The 22,918-nt window shown below is 63.4% G+C and carries 22 protein-coding genes and 1 riboswitch; of the genes, 4 read left to right on the plus strand and 18 right to left on the minus strand.

The genetic code is table 11. The features are described 5' to 3' along the window. From QLQ85_RS10965 to QLQ85_RS10990, 6 genes are all read right to left on the minus strand, one after another. Nucleotides 1-245 (minus strand): contractile injection system protein, VgrG/Pvc8 family (locus QLQ85_RS10965; protein WP_282739017.1); only part of this gene is annotated, 245 nt, incomplete at its 3' end. A 237-nt stretch (nt 246-482) separates the two neighbouring features. Then, on the minus strand, nt 483-971 hold the full coding sequence (locus QLQ85_RS10970) for a Csu type fimbrial protein (protein WP_282739018.1): 489 nt from the start codon (nt 969-971) through the stop codon (nt 483-485). Further along, entirely contained in the window at nt 968-3,175 is a 2,208-nt protein-coding gene (locus tag QLQ85_RS10975) for a fimbria/pilus outer membrane usher protein (protein ID WP_282739019.1), read from the minus strand. Before QLQ85_RS10975 ends, QLQ85_RS10970 begins: the two co-directional genes overlap by 4 nt. Nucleotides 3,176-3,393: 218 nt before the next feature. Then, complete coding sequence (locus QLQ85_RS10980; RefSeq protein WP_282739020.1) at nt 3,394-4,140, minus strand: fimbrial biogenesis chaperone; 747 nt, start codon at nt 4,138-4,140, stop codon at nt 3,394-3,396. Then, nucleotides 4,140-4,658, minus strand: a complete 519-nt coding sequence (locus QLQ85_RS10985; protein WP_282739021.1) for a Csu type fimbrial protein — start codon at nt 4,656-4,658, stop codon at nt 4,140-4,142. The genes QLQ85_RS10980 and QLQ85_RS10985 overlap by 1 nt, the downstream gene beginning before the upstream one ends. A 179-nt stretch (nt 4,659-4,837) precedes the next feature. After that, nucleotides 4,838-4,926: riboswitch (cyclic di-GMP riboswitch) on the minus strand. A 314-nt stretch (nt 4,927-5,240) separates the two neighbouring features. Further along, entirely contained in the window at nt 5,241-5,690 is a 450-nt protein-coding gene (locus QLQ85_RS10990) for a VOC family protein (protein ID WP_282739022.1), read from the minus strand. A 484-nt stretch (nt 5,691-6,174) separates the two neighbouring features. Here QLQ85_RS10990 and bla point away from each other — a divergent pair, with 484 nt between their 5' ends. Further along, nucleotides 6,175-7,011 (plus strand): class A beta-lactamase, encoded by an 837-nt coding sequence (bla, locus tag QLQ85_RS10995; protein WP_407650384.1) that lies wholly within the window; start codon nt 6,175-6,177, stop codon nt 7,009-7,011. A gap of 127 nt (nt 7,012-7,138) precedes the next feature. Continuing rightward, entirely contained in the window at nt 7,139-7,768 is a 630-nt protein-coding gene (locus QLQ85_RS11000) for a glutathione S-transferase family protein (RefSeq protein WP_282739024.1), read from the plus strand. A gap of 51 nt (nt 7,769-7,819) precedes the next feature. On the opposite strand, the gene QLQ85_RS11005 is transcribed toward QLQ85_RS11000, so the two are convergent. The 9 genes from QLQ85_RS11005 to QLQ85_RS11045 form a co-directional block, all read right to left on the minus strand. After that, entirely contained in the window at nt 7,820-10,207 is a 2,388-nt protein-coding gene (locus tag QLQ85_RS11005) for a DNA polymerase II (RefSeq protein WP_282739025.1), read from the minus strand. A gap of 95 nt (nt 10,208-10,302) precedes the next feature. Beyond that, nucleotides 10,303-10,542: a CDGSH iron-sulfur domain-containing protein gene (locus QLQ85_RS11010; protein WP_282739026.1), complete on the minus strand. Its 240-nt coding sequence runs from the start codon at nt 10,540-10,542 to the stop codon at nt 10,303-10,305. A 164-nt stretch (nt 10,543-10,706) separates the two neighbouring features. Further along, entirely contained in the window at nt 10,707-11,504 is a 798-nt protein-coding gene (locus QLQ85_RS11015; RefSeq protein ID WP_282739027.1) for an NYN domain-containing protein, read from the minus strand. Beyond that, nucleotides 11,464-13,560, minus strand: coding sequence for a putative bifunctional diguanylate cyclase/phosphodiesterase (locus QLQ85_RS11020; RefSeq protein ID WP_282739028.1), 2,097 nt, complete (start codon nt 13,558-13,560; stop codon nt 11,464-11,466). The genes QLQ85_RS11015 and QLQ85_RS11020 overlap by 41 nt, the downstream gene beginning before the upstream one ends. A gap of 188 nt (nt 13,561-13,748) precedes the next feature. Continuing rightward, entirely contained in the window at nt 13,749-14,030 is a 282-nt protein-coding gene (locus QLQ85_RS11025) for a DUF503 domain-containing protein (RefSeq protein ID WP_282723745.1), read from the minus strand. A gap of 86 nt (nt 14,031-14,116) precedes the next feature. Beyond that, nucleotides 14,117-15,178 carry a calcium/sodium antiporter gene (locus tag QLQ85_RS11030; protein WP_282739029.1) on the minus strand — a complete coding sequence of 354 codons (1,062 nt, stop codon included), beginning with the start codon at nt 15,176-15,178 and terminating at the stop codon, nt 14,117-14,119. An 84-nt stretch (nt 15,179-15,262) separates the two neighbouring features. After that, on the minus strand, nt 15,263-15,613 hold the full coding sequence (locus QLQ85_RS11035) for a VOC family protein (RefSeq protein ID WP_282739030.1): 351 nt from the start codon (nt 15,611-15,613) through the stop codon (nt 15,263-15,265). 397 nt (nt 15,614-16,010) lie between these two features. Continuing rightward, nucleotides 16,011-16,385 carry a hypothetical protein gene (locus QLQ85_RS11040; protein WP_282739031.1) on the minus strand — a complete coding sequence of 125 codons (375 nt, stop codon included), beginning with the start codon at nt 16,383-16,385 and terminating at the stop codon, nt 16,011-16,013. 180 nt (nt 16,386-16,565) lie between these two features. After that, a complete protein-coding gene (locus tag QLQ85_RS11045) occupies nt 16,566-17,828 on the minus strand; it encodes a hypothetical protein (RefSeq protein WP_282739032.1) in 1,263 nt (420 codons plus the stop codon). A gap of 294 nt (nt 17,829-18,122) precedes the next feature. On the opposite strand from QLQ85_RS11045, the gene QLQ85_RS11050 reads away from it, so the two are divergent. Both QLQ85_RS11050 and QLQ85_RS11055 read left to right on the plus strand, forming a co-directional pair. After that, a complete protein-coding gene (locus tag QLQ85_RS11050; protein ID WP_282739033.1) occupies nt 18,123-19,268 on the plus strand; it encodes a phosphorylase family protein in 1,146 nt (381 codons plus the stop codon). Continuing rightward, the gene (locus QLQ85_RS11055; RefSeq protein WP_282739034.1) at nt 19,261-20,151 is read left to right on the plus strand and encodes a hypothetical protein; all 891 of its coding nucleotides are present in this window, start codon (nt 19,261-19,263) and stop codon (nt 20,149-20,151) included. The genes QLQ85_RS11050 and QLQ85_RS11055 overlap by 8 nt, the downstream gene beginning before the upstream one ends. A gap of 2 nt (nt 20,152-20,153) precedes the next feature. Here QLQ85_RS11055 and QLQ85_RS11060 read toward each other — a convergent pair whose 3' ends face one another. From QLQ85_RS11060 to QLQ85_RS11070, 3 genes are all read right to left on the minus strand, one after another. Beyond that, nucleotides 20,154-21,077, minus strand: a complete 924-nt coding sequence (locus QLQ85_RS11060; protein WP_282739035.1) for a LysR family transcriptional regulator — start codon at nt 21,075-21,077, stop codon at nt 20,154-20,156. Then, nucleotides 21,077-21,856, minus strand: coding sequence for a hypothetical protein (locus QLQ85_RS11065; protein ID WP_282739036.1), 780 nt, complete (start codon nt 21,854-21,856; stop codon nt 21,077-21,079). The genes QLQ85_RS11060 and QLQ85_RS11065 overlap by 1 nt, the downstream gene beginning before the upstream one ends. Nucleotides 21,857-22,331: 475 nt before the next feature. Beyond that, a complete protein-coding gene (locus tag QLQ85_RS11070) occupies nt 22,332-22,817 on the minus strand; it encodes a DUF1264 domain-containing protein (protein WP_282739037.1) in 486 nt (161 codons plus the stop codon). Nucleotides 22,818-22,918: the final 101 nt, after the last annotated feature.

Here is a 22,918-nt window from a genome sequence, read left to right on the forward strand (position 1 = left end):
CGGCCGAACGCGGTGGCCACGCCGTGGATGCGGCGCAGCGCCTCGCCGTCCTGCCAGATCGTCAGGGTCAGCTCGCGGTCGAGGAAGGCCTCGGGCGAGAGGTCGACGTCGCGGCTGGCGAGATTGACGACCAGCACGAAGGGCGCCGAGAGAGTTTCGGTCAGCGTGAAGTCGACCACCGCCAGGTCGAGGTCGTCGGCCCCGGCGAGCGCCAGGGTGAACTGCAGTCCGGTTGCGTTGGCCATACGTCATTCCCTGACAGGTGAGCCATTCATGGCATTGATCAACGCAGGGTACAGGGCCCAATCGAATGCACAAGGTGCCCCTGGCGAGTGGCGCAAATCTCCGATACGAAATATCGGCAATGTCTTACAAGAACCCTACGCTTTGGTCCCGCCGGCCCACCGCAAAGGCGCCCTCCCCCCTGCGGCTTTATCACCCCTGGTGTTCCGCGTACAGAGCAGCAGCGAAGAAGACCCTGTCTAGAATTCCAGTGTCACGGTGATGATGTCTGTGTAGTTACCCACTCGGACATTCTGGCCCGCCGGAATGCGCCCATAAACGGTATGCTCTTCCGTGCCATCGGTGCTACTGCTGAGAGCGAAGGATCCCTCGCCCCAAACCGATGAGCGGGCAGCATCCTGATGCAACTGGTAGTCGAGAGTATCGATGCTGCTGCTCAACAATGGCTGCTGGGGACTGCCATTGGCAGAGCTCAGTGCGAGACTGTATTCGGTGGTTTCGCTGCAGATTACCGTGATGGTGGCAGTACTATCATTGTGCGCTGCACTGAACACGTCATAACCGGCAAAATCCAGCCCGCTGGCACTGACACTGCACTGTGCCTGAGTAGCACCGGCTGCCAGCGCCAGGGCCCCCCCGACCAGCCAGCGCAGCGGCCGATGGCTGGTCGGGATGGCAAGACGACAGGTGCCCGAGGCACACGTACCTGAAGGGGAAACAACGCTCATGGTGTGACTCCGTGGCAGATGACATCACCTAGCTCAAGAAATACATCTTCGATTTCCGGCACGTCCAGCGTGAACTCGCAGGCCTGCCCCTGCCAGAGGGCACGTAGCCGATTACTCGATTCGAGGTCGGTCACGAAGGTCTCGCCACGCTGGCCCACCGGAAAGCGCTCGCCGCGAGCATCTTCCACCACCGCGCCTACAGGCAATGGCTCGCCGCTCTCCAGCAGGATCCGGAAGAAGGCATCACGGCTATGGCTCACCGGGAAGCTCAGCTCCACACCGCTACGGTAGTAGGGGGATACCTGCATCTCCAGGCTCTCCACCCGAGCCCCCAGGGGCAGGTCCGCCTGCTCGATGCTGATGCGATTGCGCTCGTAGGCGCGCAGACGCGGGACCAGGGCGTTCCCTTGATGATTGGTGCGCGCGACAGGCTGGTTGTCGGCGTAGACCTGGACATCGGAAAATCCCGGCATCTGGACCACGGCAAAGCTGCGATCGATATGCCGGCTGGCGAAGAGGTCGCCGCCCAGCCAGGCCACACCACCACGCACATTGGCACGGCTGGCCGTTTGATCACGGCGTTGTGAGGCCTCCAATAGATAGGTCTGGTAGTCGTTCTGCAGGCCGAGACTGGCCTGCCGGTGATCGTCGCCGCCCAGGCCAGTGCGAACCCGGTAGCCGAACCCCCTGCCTACCGGCAGGCTGCGTTGTATCTGGAGGCTGCCCTGGCGGTGATCGTCACGGTCGCTGACGCTCAGGCTGGCACTGGTGCGCGGCATCCCCAGCGGGATGCCCAAGCCCGCCCGCAAGGCCGTTTCGCCAGTCTCCATGAAGTGCAGCGCCGAGAGCGTCAGGTAACCGAATGCCCCCAGCCCCTTGCTGTAGCCCAGGTTGACGATCTCGATGTCATCCCGGTCATCGAAGTTCTGGGCGGTATAGCTGAGGCTCAGCGAGCCGGCCCGGCCGCTCGACAGGCTGAAGAAGACTCTGTGCTGCTGGCGAGGCAAGGTATGTCCCTGGCGCATGCCGAGTCGCATGAAGTCCTCACTGGTGAACTGACTCTCGGCCCCCAGACTCAGGGGCCACCCCTGGCGCTGCAGTCCCAGGGTCATCAGATCACCCTGCCGGCCATCGGCCTCACTGGCAGCATAGGCGGCATGCATGACGCCGCCGAACGGCAGCAGCCAGCTGCCCCCCACCCCGGCCATCTGCTGGTCCTGCAACACTTGGGCATGCAGCTCGGTAGTCAGCCAGTTGGTCAACCCGGTACGGTAGGTGGCCGTTCCCAGCGCCCGGCCATAAGCATTGCTGGCGCGGCCAAAATCCCGACGGATGGCGCCCAGTTCCACGGAGTAGTCTTTCAGGCCCTGCCGCAACAGCCTCACGCTGGCGTAGAAGGGCTGGGTGATCAGCTGCTCGCGGCCGAGAATGTCGCGCACCACCAGCTGTGCCTGCCCCTGGCCGGTAATCACCGGGATCTCGTCGATGGAGAAAGGGCCAGGCGGCACCTCTCTGCGCAGGCGCAGGGCGTCATTAACGTACAGGTCCACGGTGGAGGGTAGCGCGGCCTCACCGGCCAGGCTCAGCAGGGGCAGGGTGACCATCTCCGGCCGGGTGGCGAAGTTGCTCCCCCACTGCAGACCACCGAAGCGCACCCCACCACTCCATGCCGTGCCCAGGCTGGTGGTATCCCCGAGCCGCAGGGTGCGCATGCTGTCGGGAGTGTCGCGGCGCCACTGGGTCTCCAGGCGCACCACGGCCGGCCGATCGCCGGGGGGGTTGTCTCGCACGACCAGTCGATTGATACCACTGCCCCAGCCGTTGAACACGCCTTGTTCCAGCAACCCACTATGGCGGGTCTCCCCACGGCTGTGGGTGCTCGACAAGTCATAGTTGAAGAAGGCGCCCAGTGACGAAGGCGTCAGCGGCACGCGGTCCCGGCGGGGGCCCTCGAGCCGGGTGTCCGCGAACAGGGCCGCGGGCACCTCGAGGTCCAGCGTTGACCGGCGTCGGTCCAGCTCGAAGGAGATCCCGAGCGGTTCAAGGCGGTAGAAGGCCTCGCCGTGATGATCGAAGGGCTCGATAGCCGGCGGGGCGATCCGCCACTGCTCCAGGTCGCTGGCGGCCACCCAGACGTCGTGACCGCCGCGTATCAGCGCCAGCGCCGTGGTGGGCCGTAGCTGGTCATTGACCGTGGCTTCCACCCACAGCTCCTCAAGCGTCCCGGTGTCCGGAATACCCCGGGGCTCCATGCTGGAAGACCCCGGCCGAGCGGCATGCGGCGAGGACTGGGCGACGACGCGTGTATACCAGCCATCGGCTTCGGCGGCTGTATCAGCATGAGCCGGGCTCACCATCAGCAGCAACATGACAGGCAAGGCGCCGCGCCCCTCCCCCCTGCGCCGCGCTGACCGCTGCACCACTACTCCACCTGTAAGCGTGAGGTGGTTTCCTGACCATTGACGCTCGTCGTGATGACAAGCTCGGTGCCTGCAGCGGGTAGTGGGCGGCCTGGGCTCAGTGCCCATGTCTGTTCGGCGCCCGGCAACACATACGAGTTGCCGGGGGACTGCAGCGTGCGACCACCGGGCAGACGTACGCGCAGACCACTCACCTGTCCATGGCCATGGCCACTGTTGCGGGCCCTCAGGCGTAGCTCACCACGGCCACCGCGCGTGGCTCGCCAGGCGAGCTCAGGCGTCGCGTCGCCGGAGGCCGGCGCCACGAATACCGGCAGGCTCATACGCAGCGCCATGCGCAGGCCCTGAAAGTCATCCGGGGCCGGCGGTGGCAACTCCTGCAGGAACAGGCGATAGCTGAGTTCGGTGTTGCGATCCGGCGGGCGGCGCAGTCCTACCCGCAATACCTGGGTCTGTCCCGGTGCCAGCGTGAAGATCGGCGGTGTGGCCAGCACCTCGCGACTGGGGGTGTAGTGCGCCTCACCGTTCTCCTGATGCCACGCCATCAGCGCCACCTGAACCGCGGTTTCCTCTGGCCCGGTATTGCGCACCCGCAGCGCCACCACCTCATGTTGGCCGGACAGGGCCACCCGGGTCGGGGTGACAGTGAAACTGCCGGCCTGGGCCTGGGTCGCCAGCAGCAGCGCTGCCACAACGAATGGCAACACCAGGCCACAACAGGCGGCCTGGCGGGCGGTCAGCGTGATCATCAGAACGTGACGGTGGCCACAACGGTGTCGGTGTAGGCCCCCGCGGGTGCGGTGCTCTGACCGCCGTCGACCCTCCCGAAGACGGTGTGATCCTCCGCCGCGCCCGTGCCCGTCGTCTCGACGTCACCCGTGGCCTCGTTGGTCCATACAACAGTTCGCCCAGCATCGCTGAAGAGTGAATACGTCAGGAAGTTGACCCCGTCTGTCAGCCGCCGCTCGGGCTCAGCATCGGTAGAGGTGCCGCCGGGGTTAGCGCCCTGCCCCAGGGTGATGGCAACGGCGGCGTCCTGGGTACAGGTCACGGTCACGGTGCCGGTGCTATCCAGGTCAGAGGGGGAAATGGGATCGTAATCGCCAAACGTCAGGGCCGTGGTGCCGATGGTGCAACTCGCCACGACAGTAGTGCTGACGTCAAGGTTCGCCGTTTCCTGAGCCTGAGCCATTGCCCCCCACCCCGTGGCCAGGGCCACGGTGGAAGCCAGCGTCAGTTTACGTAGAGAAAATGTCTTGGTGCTCATGGAGAGTGCTCCCTTGGATGTATTATGCCGTCGCTGACGGCGTAATAATCAATAGACCAAGGCACACGCTTGCTCTGTGCATCGCCGGCTGGCTACAGGCCAACAACCAAGACACAAAGAGCTCATTGTCCGGAAAGAGGACCGCAACAAGGAGGGAATCCCGAAACGGGATTCAGGCGAGTAGCGGCCCCTCGATCCTAGGATGCTGACATCCCTTAGACAGGTAGCTTTGCGTCACCGCTTTTCAACGGCTATGCCCTTGTCAACACATCGCCTGTTTTTTCAGGCATCAGGCCAGTACGAATATCAGCCTGATCAACGTTACATCACCCATATGGTGGCGTAACCTAGTTTTACATTAGTTGAGGCTTGTGCTTTGTACAAGCCAGATCCACACAATCGCACATCGATATTATATTAATATTAGATAATTTAGCATAAGTTGGTATGAGCCGGGTACTGGGTCAACCGCTATCGGCCCAGCTCTCGGTGCGCTCATGGAGGTCTTCTGTCTGCTGTCGTCGATCCTCCCTTGCCGACACCACCTACTAGGTGTCGACAAGGGAGTGAGTCGCCTTGCACTCAGCCTTGTTCGACAGAGAACTCCACGCTGCCGGTATAGCTCACCATCCACTGGACGCCGAACTTGTCCTTGCAGATGCCGAACTGTTCGGCCCACTCGGTTTGTTGCATGGGCATCTCGACCAGGCCGCCGGCGGCGAGCGCGTCGAACAGCTGTGAGGCTTCCGCACCGCTGTCCGCTTCCAGGCTGATGTAGAAGTTGTTGCCCATGTTCAGCGACGCGGCCTGGCTCTCGAGGACATCGGTACCCATCAGCATGGTATCCCGGCCGAGGGGCAGGGCCATGTGGGCAATCTTGTCCAGCTCGTGTTCCGGCGCCCCCATGGCGTTGCCACCGAAATCCCGGTAGCGGAGCACCATGGGGAACTCGCCGCCGAACACCGAGCGGTAGAAACCGAACGCCTCTTCGGTATTCCCGGCGAAGTTGAGATAGGGACTCACCATCTTCATGATCGTCGCGCCTCTTGGTGTGTATGTAGCTGTATGGATGGAGCTGTGTGGATGGAAGAGCAGCATCGCCTCGCCAATGTCGGGTCACGTACACGCTGTGCAACCAGCGGGCATGCGTTACAGGGTAGTCGAATCTCTCGCCACGACATCGACAGCCGCGACGCCCAGGCATGAATGCCCAGAGTCAAATCCATGGCTCCTGTAAACATCATGGATTGTCGCCTCGCTCCCATCGCCATATTCTTCCGACTATCAGGCGCACTACAGCAGGGTCATGTTACGTTGCCATGAACTCAGCTCGGGCATGAGCGACGTAGCAGCTCACCTTGGCATCGTGTCGCCTGGTGGGTCCGTGAGGCGCTCGATGCACCTCCGGCATGGACAGGCAATCACCCACTGACCTGGCTGGGAGGCCAACGTGAAACAAATGATCACACGACGTGGATTCGGGGTATGGGCCGGCACGCTGCTCGCCGGAAGCCTGATGGCGCAGCAGGGCATCGCCCTGGCGGTGCCTGGCACCGACGAAGGGCTGACCGACGAGGTGACCGAGATCGAGGAGCGACTCGGCGCCCGCATCGGCGTCGCCGTGCTCGATACGCAGACGGGACAGCGCTGGGAGCATCGCGGGAACGAGCGCTTCCCCATGAGCAGCACCTTCAAGACACTGGCCTGCGGCGCCGTGCTCGCGCGGGTCGACACCGGGGAGGAGGCCCTCGACCGCCGCATCCGCTTCGCCGCAGGCGATGTCGTGACCTACTCCCCGGTCACCGAGCATCGGGTCGGCGGCGACGGCATGACGCTGGCCGAACTCTGCGAGGCCACCATCACCACCAGCGACAACACCGCCGGCAATCTCATCCTGGAGACCCTGGGCGGCCCCGGCGGGCTCACCGAGTTCATGCGCTCCCTGGGCGATACCACGACCCGGCTCGACCGCTGGGAAACCGAGCTCAACGAGGCCACGCCCGGCGACCCTCGCGACACCACCACCCCGGTTGCCATGGCCGACAGCCTGCATGCGCTGCTCTTCGAGGAGAGCCTCTCCCCGCCATCGCGCGACCAGCTCAAGGCCTGGCTGGTGGCCAACACGACCGGCGACGCCAAACTGCGGGCGGGCCTGCCCCGGGACTGGCGCATCGGCGACAAGACCGGCGGTGGCGGCCACGGCACGAACAACGACGTCGCGGTGATCTGGCCGCCCGCCAGGGAACCGGTGATCGTCAGCGTCTACCTTACGGAGAGCGACGCCTCCTTCGACGACCGCAATGCCGCCATCGCCGAGATCGGCCGTCTCGTGAAGGAGGAGCTGGAACAGTGAGCCGCCGCGCTCGAAGCGGCTCGGAGGTGGTGCCGAGGCGATGGAGACGGCGCCCAGGATGAAAACGCCGGCAGGGATATGAGACCCTGCCGGTATCCCCCGAGTACCCGCCGAGGACATCGCCGACATGATCGATCTCTGGACCTGGACCACCCCCAACGGCCGCAAGGTCTCCATCATGCTCGAGGAACTCGGGCTGCCCTACCGCACCCACGCCGTGGATATCACCAGCCGCGAGCAGTTCGACGAGGCCTTCCTCGCCATCAGCCCCAACAACAAGATCCCGGCGATTCGCGACAACGACACCGGCATGACGCTGATGGAGTCCGGGGCGATCATGATCTACCTGGCCGAGAAGACCGGACGCTTCCTGCCCGAGGACGCCGAGGGCCGCTACCGCACCCTGGAATGGCTGATGTGGCAGATGGGCGGCGTGGGCCCGATGCTCGGCCAGGTCCACCACTTCCTGAAGTTCAACCCCGGCAAGGCGCCCTATGCCGAGCAGCGCTTCCACGCCGAGGCCGAACGCCTCTACCGGGTGCTCGACATCCGCCTGGCCGATCACGCCTTCCTGGCCGGCGACTACACGATCGCCGACATGGCCACCTGGCCCTGGATCTCGCGCTACGAGTGGCAGCGCATCGACCTGAACGATTACCCCAACGTCAGGCGCTGGTACCTCGAGATCGCCAACCGCCCCGCCGTACAGCGCGGCTACCACTGCCCGAAGCGGGTCAACGAGATTCCGATGCCCTGAGGCAGGCACGCCACCAGGCAGTGACTGACGGGCCACCCGAGCCGGGGCCTTTCAGAACAGCCCCAGCTGGCGGTCGATCAATGCCGTAAAGTCATCACCGACTAACGGCAGGATGGCGTCGGCCACCGGCTGCAGCTGGCGGGTGAGGTAGTGATGGTAGTCGATAGCCGAGCGGCGCGTTTCCAGCGGCTCCGGCCCCGCCACCGTGATCACGTAGCTGATCCAGCCGCCACCCTGGTACTGCCGCGGCCGGCCCAGCTGATCGTTGTACTCGTCGGCGAGGCGCGCCGCGCGCACATGGGGCGGCACGTTGCGCCGGTAGTCGTCGAGCCGCCGCCGCAACCGCTTGCGGTAGATCAGGCGGTCGTCGAACTCGCCCGCGAGCGTGCGGCGCACGTAGTCGCGCACGAACTCGCGATGCGGCTCGTCGGTGAAGATGCGGCGGTAGAGCTCCTGCTGGAAGACCTTGGCCAGCGGCGACCAGTCGGCGCGCACCGTCTCCAGTCCCTTGAAGACCACCCGCTCGCCGCCATCCGCCTCGCGTACCAGCCCCGCATAGCGCTTCTTGCTGCCCTCCTCCGCGCCACGGATGGTGGGCATCAGGAAGCGCCGGTAGTGGGTCTCGAACTGCAGCTCCAGGGCGCTTTCCAGGCCGAAGGCCTCGTTCAGGTGCTCGGCCCACCAGGCGTTGACCCGGGCCGCCAGGCGCAGCCCGATGGCGCGGGCCTGCGCTTCATCGTGGGCGTGGCCAAGCCAGACGAAGGTGGAGTCGGTGTCGCCGTAGATAACGGTATAATCCTCGGCCTCGATCAGCTCCCGCGTGCGGCGCATGATCTCGTGGCCGCGCAGGGTGATCGACGAGGCGAGCCGCGGATCGAAGAAGCGGCAGCCCCGGGAGCCCAGCACGCCGTAGAAGGCGTTCATGATGATCTTCAGCGCCTGGGCGAGCGGCGCATTCTGCTCGCGCTTGGCTGCCTCGCGGCCCTGCCACACCCGGGCCACGATATCGGGTAGCGCATGGCGGGTACGCGAGAAGCGCGCCCCCTTGAAACCGGGCACCGCGTCGGCGTCGCCGGGCAGGCGCAGGCCCTCCACCAGCCCCACCGGGTCGATCAGGAAGGTGCGGATGATCGACGGGTACAGGCTCTTGAAGTCGAGCACCAGTACCGAGTCGTAGAGGCCGGGCCGCGAGTCCATCACGAAGCCGCCCGGGCTGTCCTCCCCTGGCCGCTCGCCGTGGCGTTGCACGAGGTTGGGCGCGACGAAGCCGAGCCGGTGCATGCGCGGCAGGTAGAGATGGGAGAAGGCCGCCACCGAGCCGCCCATGCGGTCGGCGGGCAGCCCGGTGACGGTGGCGCGCTCGAGCAGGAAGTCGATCAGCTCGGTCTTCGCGAAGATCCGCGTGACCAGCTCGCAGTCCTTGAGGTTGTAGCGAGCGAGCCGGGGCTTGTCCTCGGCGAACATGCGGTCGATGGCGTCCATGCGCTGGTAGGGGTTGTCGATGGCCTTGCCCTCGCCGAGCAGCGTCTGGGCGACGTTCTCCAGGCTGAACGACGGGAAGCTCCAGGTCGCCTGGCGCAACGCCTCGATGCCGTCGATGATCAGCCGTCCCGGAGCCGAGGCGAAGAAGTGGTTGGCATTGTTGCCGTGGGCGCGCCACGCCAGGGGCTCGCCACCGCGCCCAAGCAACAGCGGCACGCCGAGACGCTCGGCGTGCCGCTGTAGAATACGCAGATCGAACTGCACCAGGTTCCAGCCGATGATCGCATCCGGGTCGTGCCGGGCGATCCAGCCGTTGAGGCTCTCCAGCAGCACCTCATGGCTGTCGCAGTAGTCGAGCGAGAAGTCCCGGGCGACATCGGCCTCGCCGCCCTGCCCGTTGGCCGGTCCCAGCATATAGACCTGGCGCTCGCCGCAGCCCTCGAGCGCGATGGAGTAGAGCTCGCCGCGGGCGTCGGTCTCGATATCCAGCGAGGCCAGCCCGAGCCGGGGGCGATAGTCCGGCGCGGGCTTCAACTGGGCATCGGCCAGCGTGCCATTGGCCTCCGCGCCGCCCGCGACCCACACCGGCGCGGTGATGAAGCGCTCCATCAGGTAACGCTCCGGCGGGCGGACATCGGCCTCGTAGACCTCGACGCCCGCCTGGCGCAGCCGCTTGTCGAGGTTGATCGACTGGCGATGCTGGCGACAATAGAGGCCAAGCACGGGGCGATGGTGAAAGTCACGCAGGTCCAGCTCGCGCAGCTCGACATCACGCTCGCCGCGCAGCAGCGCCTCGGCCTGCTCGCGCTGTTCGGCGGGCACGAAGGCCACCGAGGGCTGCACCGGCAGGCGGACATGCCGGGGGCCGTCATCGGTGGCCAGCCAGAACGTGACCTCGGTGCCGGCCTGCGTATCCCGCCAGTGTCGGGTCAGCACGAACCCCTGCTGTCGCTCCACCACCACCTCTCACCCGCCCGATCCTGGGGGAATGTTACTCGGTGGAGGGTGGAAAGTCGCCGTACGGCCGAACGCCGGCGCGCTGCGGACAATGCCTAAAGGCGCTTGTGGGTGCCGTTACACAGCGGCGGCGTGCCGGTCTGCTTGCAGCCGCAGAAGTAGAGCGTCTCGTCCCGTTGCGCCTTGTAGACCACCGGCCGCAGTTCGGTCACCTTGTGGGACCCGTCGCAGAACGGCTGGGTGGCGCTGCGACCGCAGGCGCACCACACATAGGTCTTGCCGGCGACCACGTCGACGGCATAGGGCGCCTTCTGGGCAATGCGGGCATCGGTCATGGCGTTTCCCCCCGGTCGGGTGATGAGCCTGCTTCTACCCTACTGCAGCGACCACGAGGCGTCACGCCCCAAGCGCCCCTCACTCAGGGCTATCGCAGATGGCGGTAACGCTCGAGGCTGTTCCGGCGCCACTCGCTTTGGGTAACTGCGATTCCCCTGGCCCCTCACTTCTTCCGCTTGTCATGAATGTAGATGACCTTCGAGCTCTCGCCCCGCGAGGGCCTCTCCTCGATATCGAAAAGCTCGGTTGCCGCCACCAGCTCCCCGAGCTTTCGATAGCCATAATTGCGCGAATCGAAATCCGGAAACTGCTTCACGATATTGCTGCCGACCGCGGCGAGCGGCGCCCAGCCGCTGTCGTCCGAAGACGACTCGACCGCATTGCGCAGGGAGTTGACGAGCTTGGCATCCGACTTCAGCTCCCTGGTGGAGCGCCGGATCGTCTCCGGCCCCTCCTCCTCACCTTCGCGCAGCACCTCGGTATAGATGAACTTGTCGCAGGCCGCGACGAAGGGAAGCGGCGTCTTCTTCTCGCCGAAGCCGAAGACGGTGAGCCCCGACTCCCGGAGCCGGGACGCCAGGCGCGTGAAGTCGCTGTCGCTCGACACCAGGCAGAACCCCGTGAAGTTCCCCGTATACAGCAGGTCCATGGCATCGATGATCAAGGCGCTGTCGGTGGCATTCTTGCCGGTCGTGTAGCCGAACTGCTGGACCGGCTGTATCGAGTGCCGCAGCAGGGTCTCCTTCCAGCCCTTCAGCTGCGGCCCGGTCCAGTCGCCATAGATTCGCTTCACGTTGGCGACACCGTACTTGGCAATCTCCGCCAGCAGGCCATCGACGATACCCGGCTGGGCATTGTCCGCATCGATCAGCACGGCAAGGTTGTTGTTCTTCTCCATCATGTCACCCTTGATGTCATCCTCAGGCATTTTCCCACCGGGACCAGTTCGGCGCAGCGACAATCGACTCGGCATCCGCCGGCAGGGCAAAGAAGAACCCCTGCCCCTGGCGGCAGCCCAGCCCCAGCACGGCCTGCCCCTGCTCCTCGGTTTCGATCCCCTCGGCGAGAACGATGAAGCCCAGGCTGGCACCCATATCGGCCACCGCGCGGACGATGGCCTGGTCCCGGGGATCGTCCAGGATGCCATGCACGAAGCTGCGATCGATCTTCAGCTTGTCGATGGGTAGGTGCTTGAGATAGCTCAGCGACGAGTAGCCCGTCCCGAAATCATCGATCGCCAGGGACACCCCCATGCGACGGATCTCATGCAGCCTCTTGATGGTGCCCTGGTCCGAGTGCATCAGGGATGACTCCGTGATCTCCAGCTCCAGGTAACTGGCAGGCAGGTCGGCAGCTTCCAGGATACGGCGAAGCTGTGCGACGAACCCCGGCCGCGCCAGCTGGGGAGCCGTCACATTGACGGCGATGTGTCCGAACGCCAGCCCGCCATCCAGCCAGGCCCGCCCCTGCTGGCAGGCACTCCGCAGCGCCCATTCGCCGAGCGCCAATACCAGGCCGGTGCGCTCCGCCAGGGGAACGAAAACGGACGGCGGGATATCCCCTTCCCGGGGATGCTGCCAGCGTGCCAGGGCTTCCACCCCTGTCCATTTCCCGGTCCGCAGGTTGACCTGGGGTTGGTAGTGGAGCAACAGCTGATCCTGCTTCAGGGCATCCCGCAGGTCGTTCCCCAGGCGCACCCGCAGCATCGCCCGGTCGGTCATGTTTTGATCGAAGAAGTGATAGCCAGAGTCATGACGCTTGGCCTGGTACATGGCGGCATCGGCCTGCTGGATGAGCTCGTCGGCCTGTTCACTGTCATCGGGATAGATACTGATGCCAATGCTGGCCTGGGCATGCAACTTCCAGTCATCGAACTCGATCGGCGCCTCCATGGCCCGCAGCAATCGCTCCGCGGTCTGGACAGCATCCTCCGGCATGACCAGGTCCTGGATCAGAATGATGAACTCATCGCCACCGAAACGTGCTACCGCGTCTTCTCCACGAATGGGCCCGGTGAGCCGCCGCGCGAACTCCTGAAGCACCCTGTCCCCCGTGGCGTGGCCGAGACTGTCATTGATCGTCTTGAAGTCATTCAGGTCCATGAACAGCACGGCCAGGCGCGTGCCCTGCCGCTGGCTATGGGACAGCGCCAGCCCGAGGTGTCGCCGGAAATGCGTCCGGTTCGGCAGGCCGGTCAGTGTGTCGGTGTTGGCGAGATGCTCCAGCATCCGCTGGATCGCCTTCTGCCGATCGGCCCAGGCCACCAGCAGGCTCAGGCCCAGGATCAGGCCGGCGAAGCCGCCGATGGCCGCGGCCATGCTCTCCTGGGACAGCAGCGACTCATGCGCGGCGCTCATGGGGCTTTCATAGAAGCGGGAGGCCCCCATCGCCGTGTAGTGCATGCCGGCCACCGCAAAGCCCATGAAGACCCCGGCTACCAGCGTCATGCCGCTTTCCGAGAACGCCGGCAGGCTGCGTACGCGGAAGTGGAGGTAGAGTGCCGCCAGGGCCAGCAGGAAGGCCACCACGATGGAGAGAACGAAGAAGGGGAAGTGATAGCGCAGCCCTGCCATGTGCATGGCTTCCATGCCGGCGTAGTGCATGCTGCCGATGCCGACGGCCATCAACAGTGCCCCCACGAGAAGCTGATGCACCTTGAGGCTCGGATGCGCCATGAAGTGCAGGGCCGCGCCGCTGCCCAGTATCGCCGGCACCAGGGACAGCGCCGTCAGGCTCAAGGCGTACTCCATCTGCTCGTGCCCTTCCACGGAGAAGGCCAACATGCCACTGAAGTGCATCGCCCATATGCCACAGCCCATGGCCACCGCGCCGCCGAGATGCCACCAGGTCTTGCTCGTGGGCGAAGGCGAGGCGACCATGCGATCCGCCAGCATCAATGCCGTGAGGCCCGCAAAGCAGGCGATGGCAATGGAAAGCGTGACCAGCAAGGGATCGTAGGTGCCTTCCAGCAACGGGCCCAGCGTGGGATCGGAGTTATCGAAACGCCAGAATTCCATCTTGACTCCTGATCGGACTCCTTGAGCCCTTCATTCGCGCGGCAAATCCGTGCCCTCACGATCCGACATGTCATGAACCCTAGGCGTGACCAACGGCAACCGCCCCTGAATCGAGCCTACTAAAGAAATTGTCGGCTTGCCGAGCCGGGACTTTAAGGCAGCACTGAATTCTTGTCGCGAGCAGTGGATTACAGCAGCTCCCGAGACACCTCGAGCACCCGCCCGTCGACCGTGCGCTGCAACTTGTCTTCGATCTGGCTGCAGATCGATTCCACCTTCTGGGACCCTGCCGCGGCCACGACGAAGGTCCATTCGCTGGCGTCGAGCCGGTCATGATCGGCGCTCTCGCAGACCGCGATCGCCGGGTTGCGCCCGAAGCGCTCGTGCAGGCCGCCCATGCGCTGGCGCTTCTCCTTGAGAGAGCGGCAGCCCGGCAGGGAAATCCTCACGGTCAGTACGCCGATATGCATGGTCCTCTCCTTGCCCGCTTTCCTTCCGGCCCGTCAACGCCGCCCAGGCACCCGCCAGGCCAGGGAGCACGTCCCCGGCGGCAGGCTCATGCCCTGCCCGCCCGCCGCTTCTCCTGTACCGCGAGCACCACCAGGGTCAGCGCGGTGATCGGCAACACGAAGTAGAGCATGGTCGCACCGAAGCCCGGCAGGGCGTCGTGCCGGGCGGCGGCCAGGATCAGGTAGAGGGTATAGGCCAGGTAGTAGCCGAGCAGGACCCCGCCTTCCCCGCGGCTGATCGTCCCTCGGGTAAAGCAGATCGGCAGGCAGGCCAGGGCCACCGCAATCATCACCGGGATGTCGAAACCGACCATGGCCGGCGACACGGCGATCCCCGAGGGCGCCAGCAGGCCGGTCAAGCCCAGCACGCCCAGGATATTGAAGACGTTGCTGCCCACCACGTTGCCGACGGCGATGTCGCGTTCGCCGCGCAGGGCCGCGATGATCGAGGTCACCACCTCGGGCAGCGAGGTGCCGGCGGCGATGATGGTCAGGCCGATGACCTGCTCGCTCACCCCCAGGTAGGCGGCGAAGGCCACGGCCCCCTCGACGAACCAGCGCGAGCCCAGCACCAGCAGCACCAAACCACCCGCCACCAGGCCCAGGTGGATTCCCCAGTGCCGCTGACTGCGGGCCGCTTCGGTGCCGGACGTGCTGTCTGCCGTCGACCGCTGGTTCTGGATGAACAGCAGTGCCAGGTAGCCCAGCAGGCCGGCGACCAGCAGCAGGCCATCGAGGCGCCCGATGCCGCCATCCAGGGCCATCAACAGCACCACCACGGAAAGCCCGATCATCAGTGGAATGTCGAGGCGCACCAGTTGCTGGGCGACCACCAGCGGCACGATCAGCGCCGAGATTCCCAGAATGAACAGCACGTTGAAGATGTTGCTGCCCACCACGTTGCCCATGGCGATCCCGGCCTGGTCGTCGATGGCGGCCTTGAGGCTCACGGCCAGCTCCGGCGAACTGGTGCCGAAGGCCACTACCGTCAGCCCGATGATCAGCGGCGAGATGCCCATGCGAGCGGCCAGCCGCGAGGCCCCGCGCACCAGGGCCTCGGCCCCCACGATCAACAGCACCAGTCCGGCGACGAATGCGGCGATGGTCATGCTTCAGACTCCCGAGGGGCGACGTCCCGCGGCCAATTCGGGAGCATCGCGATAACCACACCAACCATGTCAGCCTGCAGCCGTTTACTCATGCTGCAAGATATTGACGAGCTTTCCGAAAGGATCGCGGACGTAGAATCTCCGCACCCCCCAAGGCTCACTTACTGGCCCATACTCGATAGGCACGCCTGCATTTTTGAAGCGTTCGAGTGCAGCTTCGATATCATCGACTTCGATGGATAGATCGGGCACGGAAGTCCCTGAGCCGCCCTCGGACCCAAAACTCACCTGTACCATCATCCTTTCATCTGAGCCGTACGTTTGAAACCAACCGTGGTCCATCAACAGCTCAAGGCCCAGGATGTCCCCGTAAAACGCTGCCGCCTTGCCGAGGTCTGAGGTCGCCGTGTTGGACATGATACGCTTGACTTTCATGCTTCACCTCGATGTCTATTTTTCCCCCAACAGCCCGGGATCAGACGGTGCGCCCGTTATCGGCTTCGTGCCGCCTTCCCTGGCGGTGGTCGCATGCAGCAACACGGACGCCTGCACCTGTTACCGGCTTATCCACTACAGCCTAATCAACCTTTCTTCGGGTTGCGAAGGAGGAGATCCTGATGTTTTACGAAAGGAGGGGGCGTTCAGGAATCACTGACGATCGCATGACGACGAAGCTGAGCGGCGGTGCGAGTGGGCCGCACGCGTGTCGTCTGCTGAACAATCGTGATGCGGGCCTTCGGCCGTGGAAGCGATGCGACCGCCGGCCTTGCCTCTGGGCAAGGTCGGCGGTCGAGGTGACACTCAAGGGTTTCCGGGCGCCGCTGGCGCAGGGTCACACGGGGGTGCCGGATACCCGGTAGATATAGCCGTCGTTCATGCTCTCGAAGAGCGCATTCTTCAGCTTGCGGGTGGCATAGACATGCTGTGCCGGGATATTGGCCTCGGCCACGCTGGGCGCCGCCAGAATGGCGGCCACCGTGCTGTTACCGTTGACCCCGTTGATCTGAACCTGCAGGTTCAGATCGCCGGCGCCGGTGTAGCCCTGCACGTCGATCCGTACGGTGCCCTGGTTGATGATGGTGCCAGCCCCACGCCAGATCGCGGTATCGGCCAGGCTGTTGATGGCCGCCACCGCATCAGCGTGCTGGTTCTGGTTCATATTGCCGAAGGCATTGCGTATCGGGCCTTGCCGTTGTACCTGTAACATGGCTGTCTCCCTACTCGGACAAAGCGTAAGCTTTGTCTGAAAAGTCGGCGAGCGATGACCAGACAAGGCAAAAATTGGCGAAAAGACGGAGTTTACGCAGTGTAAATGAGTACTTTGAGCCAATTTTTAACGCCGTATGATCGAGCGCAGGCAGTTTTCAGACAAAGCGCAGCGATGGGGTTATCGCGGGTTCACTATCCAGTTGGTGCCCAGCCCGACGATGGTGCCCCAGTTGCTGTTGGAGGTGCAGGTAATGGTCTGCCCGTCCACCTTGATGGTGCCCTTGTCGGAGTCGGAGCCGCCGGCGCCACCGAACTCGAACGGTCCGATGAAGAAGCCGCCCTCGCCACTGATTTTCTGTTTCACCTCCTCGGCGAAATCCGAGCCGGCATTGATGGTGATGGTGGGCCGATAACCGACGATCATCTGCGAAACGATGCGCGCCAGGTTGCCACCCTTGCCGAAGTAGTACACATCATTGCCATCCTTGAAACCCGAATGGCCAGGCATGAAGGGACCATTCACGTAGTTGCTCGGCATGGACGAATCAAACCAGTTTTCCGGGGTCACGTTCACCACGGATACATCCTGGAAGGCGAAGGTGATATCGTACTCACTGGAGAAGTGCTCGGTGGAGACCTTCTCTACCTTGCCAGCGGCCTCGAAGCCGAAGAAGTCGAACAGGCCTCCCAGTTCCCCCTCGGCATAGACGGTGCTATCGGACCACTCCCGGGTGGACGAACTGAAGGAGAAGGTACGGGCTGACCCGGCAGAGGCATCGCCGCCATAGTTGTCATTGGTGATGCGCTGGATGTAACTCCAGGGGGTTTCACTGAGCTGGAACACCGGCTGGTCTTTCAGCGTCGTCCCCGCCTGCCCCACTACCGTGGACAGGTTGTCATTGTATTGCGTCACGGCATCGGTGATCGGCCCCTTCAACTTCTTCATATACTCATCATAGGTCGACTGGGCGTCCTGGTACGCCGTTTTCGCCTGTTGAAGTTGCGCGGCCACGGCGATGCCTTCATTTTCCAACCAGTCAGCGAAGGCTTCGGTGCTACCGGTCTGTTGCTGGAAGTTCTGGTAGGCCACATTCACATTGGCCTGCACCCTCCCCATAGTCTGCATCGCGTTGATGACATTCTGCTGCAGCTTCTGTCCTTCATCTCCGCCGTCAGTCACCATCAGTGAATTCAGGAACGCCTTGTACTGCTGTCCGAAATTCAGCTTCATGCCATAGGTATTGGGATCCACCAGCGGACTGGCCGGTACGATATTGAGGAACTGCACCTGTTGGTAGGGAATGGAACCGATCGGCGGGTTCTTGCCGCCCCAGTTCCAGGGCTGCGGCCCGGTCAGCATTTGCGGAACGCCTTCGATCTTCATCTGATCGGTGAAGGCGGTCATGAACTGGCCCCAAAGGGTTTTTGTCAAGTCGCTCATTGTCTTGCTCCTGATAAGGGTTAAGGGGCATTGTCATGCCCTTGTGGGTCACCGATCCGTGAATCGGCGATATCAGTGTTGAGCAAGAAAAAGCCCCGGTGAAATTATCACTGCTGATGGTTGCCATCATGAAAAATGAATCATCTACTGTGATGATCACCATTACCATCCATAATGGTTAATCCCTTTTCTGCATGAAAAAAACCACTAGTATGAAAGATGGTTTCAGCCAGATTGCGCACCTCGCCTTGAGGGAACTGTCGTATTTCCATAATCATTATAAAGGATGCCATCATGATCACGCCGGAGTTACCCGCAGCGACACCGGACACCCTGCTCAACGCTCAACGCCTGGCCGCCCTGCCCGCCACCAGCGAGCACGCCTTGCCGCCAGTGGACTGGCCGACACTGGGCGTGGCGGCCAATCGTATCCCCACAGTGATTCCCCTCACCGACTGGCAGGTCAACTCGCCCTTTCCCGAAGCGGATGTGGCGGTGATCACCTGGACCAGCGCCGAGTGGGCGGCCATGAACCAGGTGCTCACCAATCGCCGCGAACCGCTCACCCCGGAGCAGGCCAAGGGCCACGACTGGCGCCAGGGCTGGGAAAAATACCAGCGTGATTACTGCCGGATTCATCAGTACATGGTGGACGTGTCGAAAACCTACCAGGGTGGCGCTCCCTCCCTGTATGACCAGGCGTGGGGCAGCGTGCGGATGGTGACCATCGGCGAGCTGAAGGTACTGCTGGTGAAGTCCGGTATGCACCTGGCCCAGGACGGCACCGACCTGCCCCTGATCCAGTTGGTCGACCAGCTTTGCCGGGAAGCCCGGCCGCGGCTGGTGCTCTCCATCGGCACCGCCGGCGGCGTGCGCGAGGAGGATGCCCTGGGCTCGGCGCTGATTACCAACCAGGCCTACTTTCATTGCCTGAAGAATTTCGCCAACGCCGCCTTCAACCACAGCACCGTGCAATCGCACTGGCAACCCGGTGAGCACTACCTGCCCCAGGCCCAGGAAGGCGTGATCCAGGTCTCCGGCCCGGAAATCCTGCCGGTGAGCCCGCAGTACCCCGCCGGTGCCCATATCAGCCCGGATGCGCCGAACAGCCGCATCAAGGTGGTCACCGGCCAGCCCATCATTACCACCGACACCTTCCTGTTCGGCACCACCACCAACGGCCTGCAGCAGTACGGCTGTATCGTGGAAATGGACGATGCCGTGGTCGGCATGGCCTGCGAAAAGCATCGGGTAGCCTACGGCTTCGTACGCAACGTGTCCGATCCGGTCATCAATGGCCAGCTACCGGACTCCCTGCAGGACAGCTGGGCCGGCTACATCTATCAGGAGCAGGGGCTGTACACCAGCTACAATGGCGCCCTGGCCACCTGGGCCCTGCTGGCCGCCGAGGCGGACCGCCAGGAGGCGCACCATGACTAAGCCCAGCTGGTACCGGCTCAGCCCCGAGCCACAACGCAACGAGTATCGGCTGGCCCCGGTCAGCCCCACCGGGGCCGGCTTTCTCGATCAGGCCAGCGCCCTGGCCAGCCACGGCTGCGAGCTGTTCGTCAGCAGCCCCCAGGGCCGGCTGGCCGCATGGGAGTTGACCCCGGACACCCTGAGCTTTACCCCGGGGGCGGAAATCAACGCGAGCCTGGCCTACCAGGCCCTCAGCCCCTTCCTGCTGGGTGGGCAGCTGCACCTGCTGGCCTACGCCCGGGACGAGGGCATCCTCGATTTCTTCCGGGTCACCGCCACTGATTTCCAGCACCTTTACCGCTATCAGCGCACCTATGGCGACACCACCACGGGCTTCACCACCGTGCATGCCTTCGGCTACCGCGATCGGTGCCTGTTCATGGGCTACAACGCCGACACCGGCGCCAGCCGGCTCTATGGCATCCAGGTGCCACCCCAGGCCCCGCTGAGCATCAGCCAGCTATGGCAAAGCGACTGGGCAAAAGGCTGGCAGGGTTTCTGCTTCTTCCAACTCGGCGGCGAGAATTTTTTCTTCAAGCACAATCCCACCTACAAGGCGGTCAATATCGACCATTATATGGATGACCCTGCCCAGGGTTCCCACCCGGTAGGCACCGGCCTGCCGCTGCCCCAGGAAACCAGCGCGGCAACGACGCTCGCCTTGCAGGAAGGCCCCGGCTTTGCCGGGTATCGGGCGGACAGCGGCCAGCTGACCGTCAACCGCTTCCACAGCGATTGCCAGGGCTGGCAACAGCAAGCCCAGGTGCCGGCCGGGCGGGGGTACTCGCAGCTGCTCGCCATTCCCTGCGGTGACGGCGAATCACTGCTGGCCCTGTACGGCTGATTTTATTTATCGGCCACCATGTCGAAGAACCAGTCGATCACCTGCTCCACCCGGCGCGGGTACTCGTGGTCCTTGATGGTAATGATATGGATATCATTGAGCAGCGGCTGACTGGCCTGATGGCGGTACAGCCGCTCCTGCTCGAGCAGGGATGCCACGCAATGGCTGGGAATCACCGCCATCCCCAGCCCACCGGCCACCATGTCGATGGCGCCGTTGATGGAGTTGATTTCCCCGGCAAAGGTCAGCGAATAGGTGTTGAGATTGCAGCGTTCGGGAAATACGTGCTTGAGCCAGCGATCATAGTAATAGCTGGAGCCGGGGTACCAGATGAAGCGCTGCTCCAGAATGGAGTTGTCGGTCAGGTTGTGTAGGGGGGCGGGATCGCTGGACACCAGCACGTACTCTTCCTGACAGAACAGCCGGTAACGCAACAGCGGATGATTGTTGTTTTCCGTGACGAAACCGAAATCCACCTGATTCTCCAGCAGCATGCGCACCACCTCCTGGGTGGAGGTGAGGGTGATGTTCAGCTCGATATCCGGGTGTGCCCGGCGTCGCTCCAGCAGCATGGGAAAGTGCGGCGACATCAGGCAACTGGGCGGCATGGCATAGGATACCAGCCCCGCCACCCGCGTCTCCATAGCGTGCACCCGATCCATGAACTGCTGGGTGCTGTGCATCTGCTGGCGAACGTATTGCATCAAGGCGTTACCGGCATCGGTGAGCACCACCTTCTTGCCGATACGCTTGAACAGGGTGACGCCGATCTGCTCTTCCAGCTTGGCGATATGCTGGCTGACACCGGACTGGGTCATGTGGGCACGGGTGGCGGCATGGGTAAAACTCTGGGTCTGCGCCGCCGCCATGAAGGCCTTGAACAGGCGCTGATCCAGCAGCATGAAATCCCGGTTGGAAAAGCTCATCAGCGTCGCCCCTCACTGGCCATCGGTGACAGCGAGAATTGCAGATTGAAGGCCCGTCCCGCCCCCACCGCCAGCCCGGCATAGTCGGCAAAGGGAGACGGCGGCACCGTCACCGCGGTGGCGCCGTCGGCCCACACCAAGTCGCCGATAGCGTCAGCCTGTAACGCCTGGCCCTGCCGTTGCCAGTGGGACCAGGCCACCAACAGGTCGTCATCCAGATAGAAATATACCCCCAGCAGCCCCTGCCGCGGCCGGGCACGCAGGGTTGCCATCGCCTCGCACACCCCCTGCCGGAAGGCCGCCACGCCTTGCCCGCGACGCAGCCAGACCTCGCTGAACACCGCCCCTTGCTGCCAGCTGCCCCCCGAATCGAATAACTGCACTGGGCCCGTCTGCTCCGGCTGGCCATCGAAGGGCGCGGGGAAATCACTGTGGCTGGCGGGCCGGCCCTGCCGGGCCTGAAAACTGAACACGGTGCCGTGCAGGGCCCCGTAGGCACGCCCTGCCACGCTGGCATGGCTGGCCTGCTGGTAACACTGTCGGCTGGGGTAAAACACCAGGGCGATTTCATCCGGCACGCTGGGATGGTCACTGGGTGGCAGTACCGACGGCACATAGGCCTGCAGGCCCTGCGGGGCCATCGACTGTACGGTGGCGGGGATGAAAATCTCCCCCAGTTGCCGGTAAAAACGCTCCCGGCCGGCGCCACTGGCCAATTCCGGCAGGGCATAGCCCAGCCACACTCGCACCGCCCGCGTCGCCTGCGCTTCTGTTGTCATTACACGCTCCCTGGTCACATGATGATAGCTCTACGCATGAGATTGTTTCGCCGATTCTTAACGCCGGATGGGCGAGCGCAGGCAGTTTAAGACAAAGCGTAGGAGCAGATAAGGTAGCAAGGGATAGAGGAGCCAAGGCAGCGCGGCTCCTTCTCGTAGACCCGCCGGTCACGGGTCTGCTGTCACAGGGCGGCATGGTGTCAACGCCAATGAAGGGAGATCTGAAAAGAACTTGATGTACTGGCCAGGTGCCACGTGGCTGCCTCCTTGCCAAGAAAGAAAGCAGCTGTGACGACCAAATATAGCGAGGCGCCAGCGACTGCGTAGCCACTGTCGCCAAAGAACCGAATGCGGGCATCGCCCTCCTCGTGCGGCAGTGACGAACGCAGGAAGAGTAGCGTATGCAAAGACCAAGAGGGTCGATAGCGGCACTATTGCCAAGAACAAGTTCAGACTGACTGTTCGTATTATATTCTCAGCGCTTCGCGTTATCCGCTATATCGTACGCCTGTGGTTGGCCGACCGGCAGTTCGTCTTTCGGGCTATCCCAAACCAAAAAGATTTTACCGTAGGTTTCTTCAATGCTCTTCACGAATTCCTCTGCTTCTTCCTCCGTCATATCTGGCAAGGTAGGATCCACCTGCCCTATCTCCTCTTTGTGATGATGCCAAAGTGCTTGTTCGGTCTCTGGTAAGGCCGCGTAGGCATCTGCATCAATAATGAATTCCACGCCAATCAAGCGTGCATTCTCTTCATCGCTGTCATACAGCTGGCATGCCGTCACGCCGCCAGGAAGTCCACCCTTACAATAGTGATGCGCAATGGCGTCAAGGTCACCGGCGATATGGCGTTTCGCATCAATGTGGACCGTCCAGCCTGTCGTAGGCGGCTCGTGGGCGACGGCCGCACCTGCGCCGGCCAAACATGCGATGCCGAAAGCGATTGACGAGATCTTGTACATGACGACCTCCCTCCGAGGCTTTTTGGAAGTGCCGCGGTGGCTAACTTTACAGTGCTTCCTACATTATGATAGGGCACGACGCCAAGGCTCACCAATAGTAA

This window comes from Halomonas kalidii (genome assembly GCF_030010475.1).
Lineage (GTDB): Bacteria > Pseudomonadota > Gammaproteobacteria > Pseudomonadales > Halomonadaceae > Halomonas > Halomonas heilongjiangensis.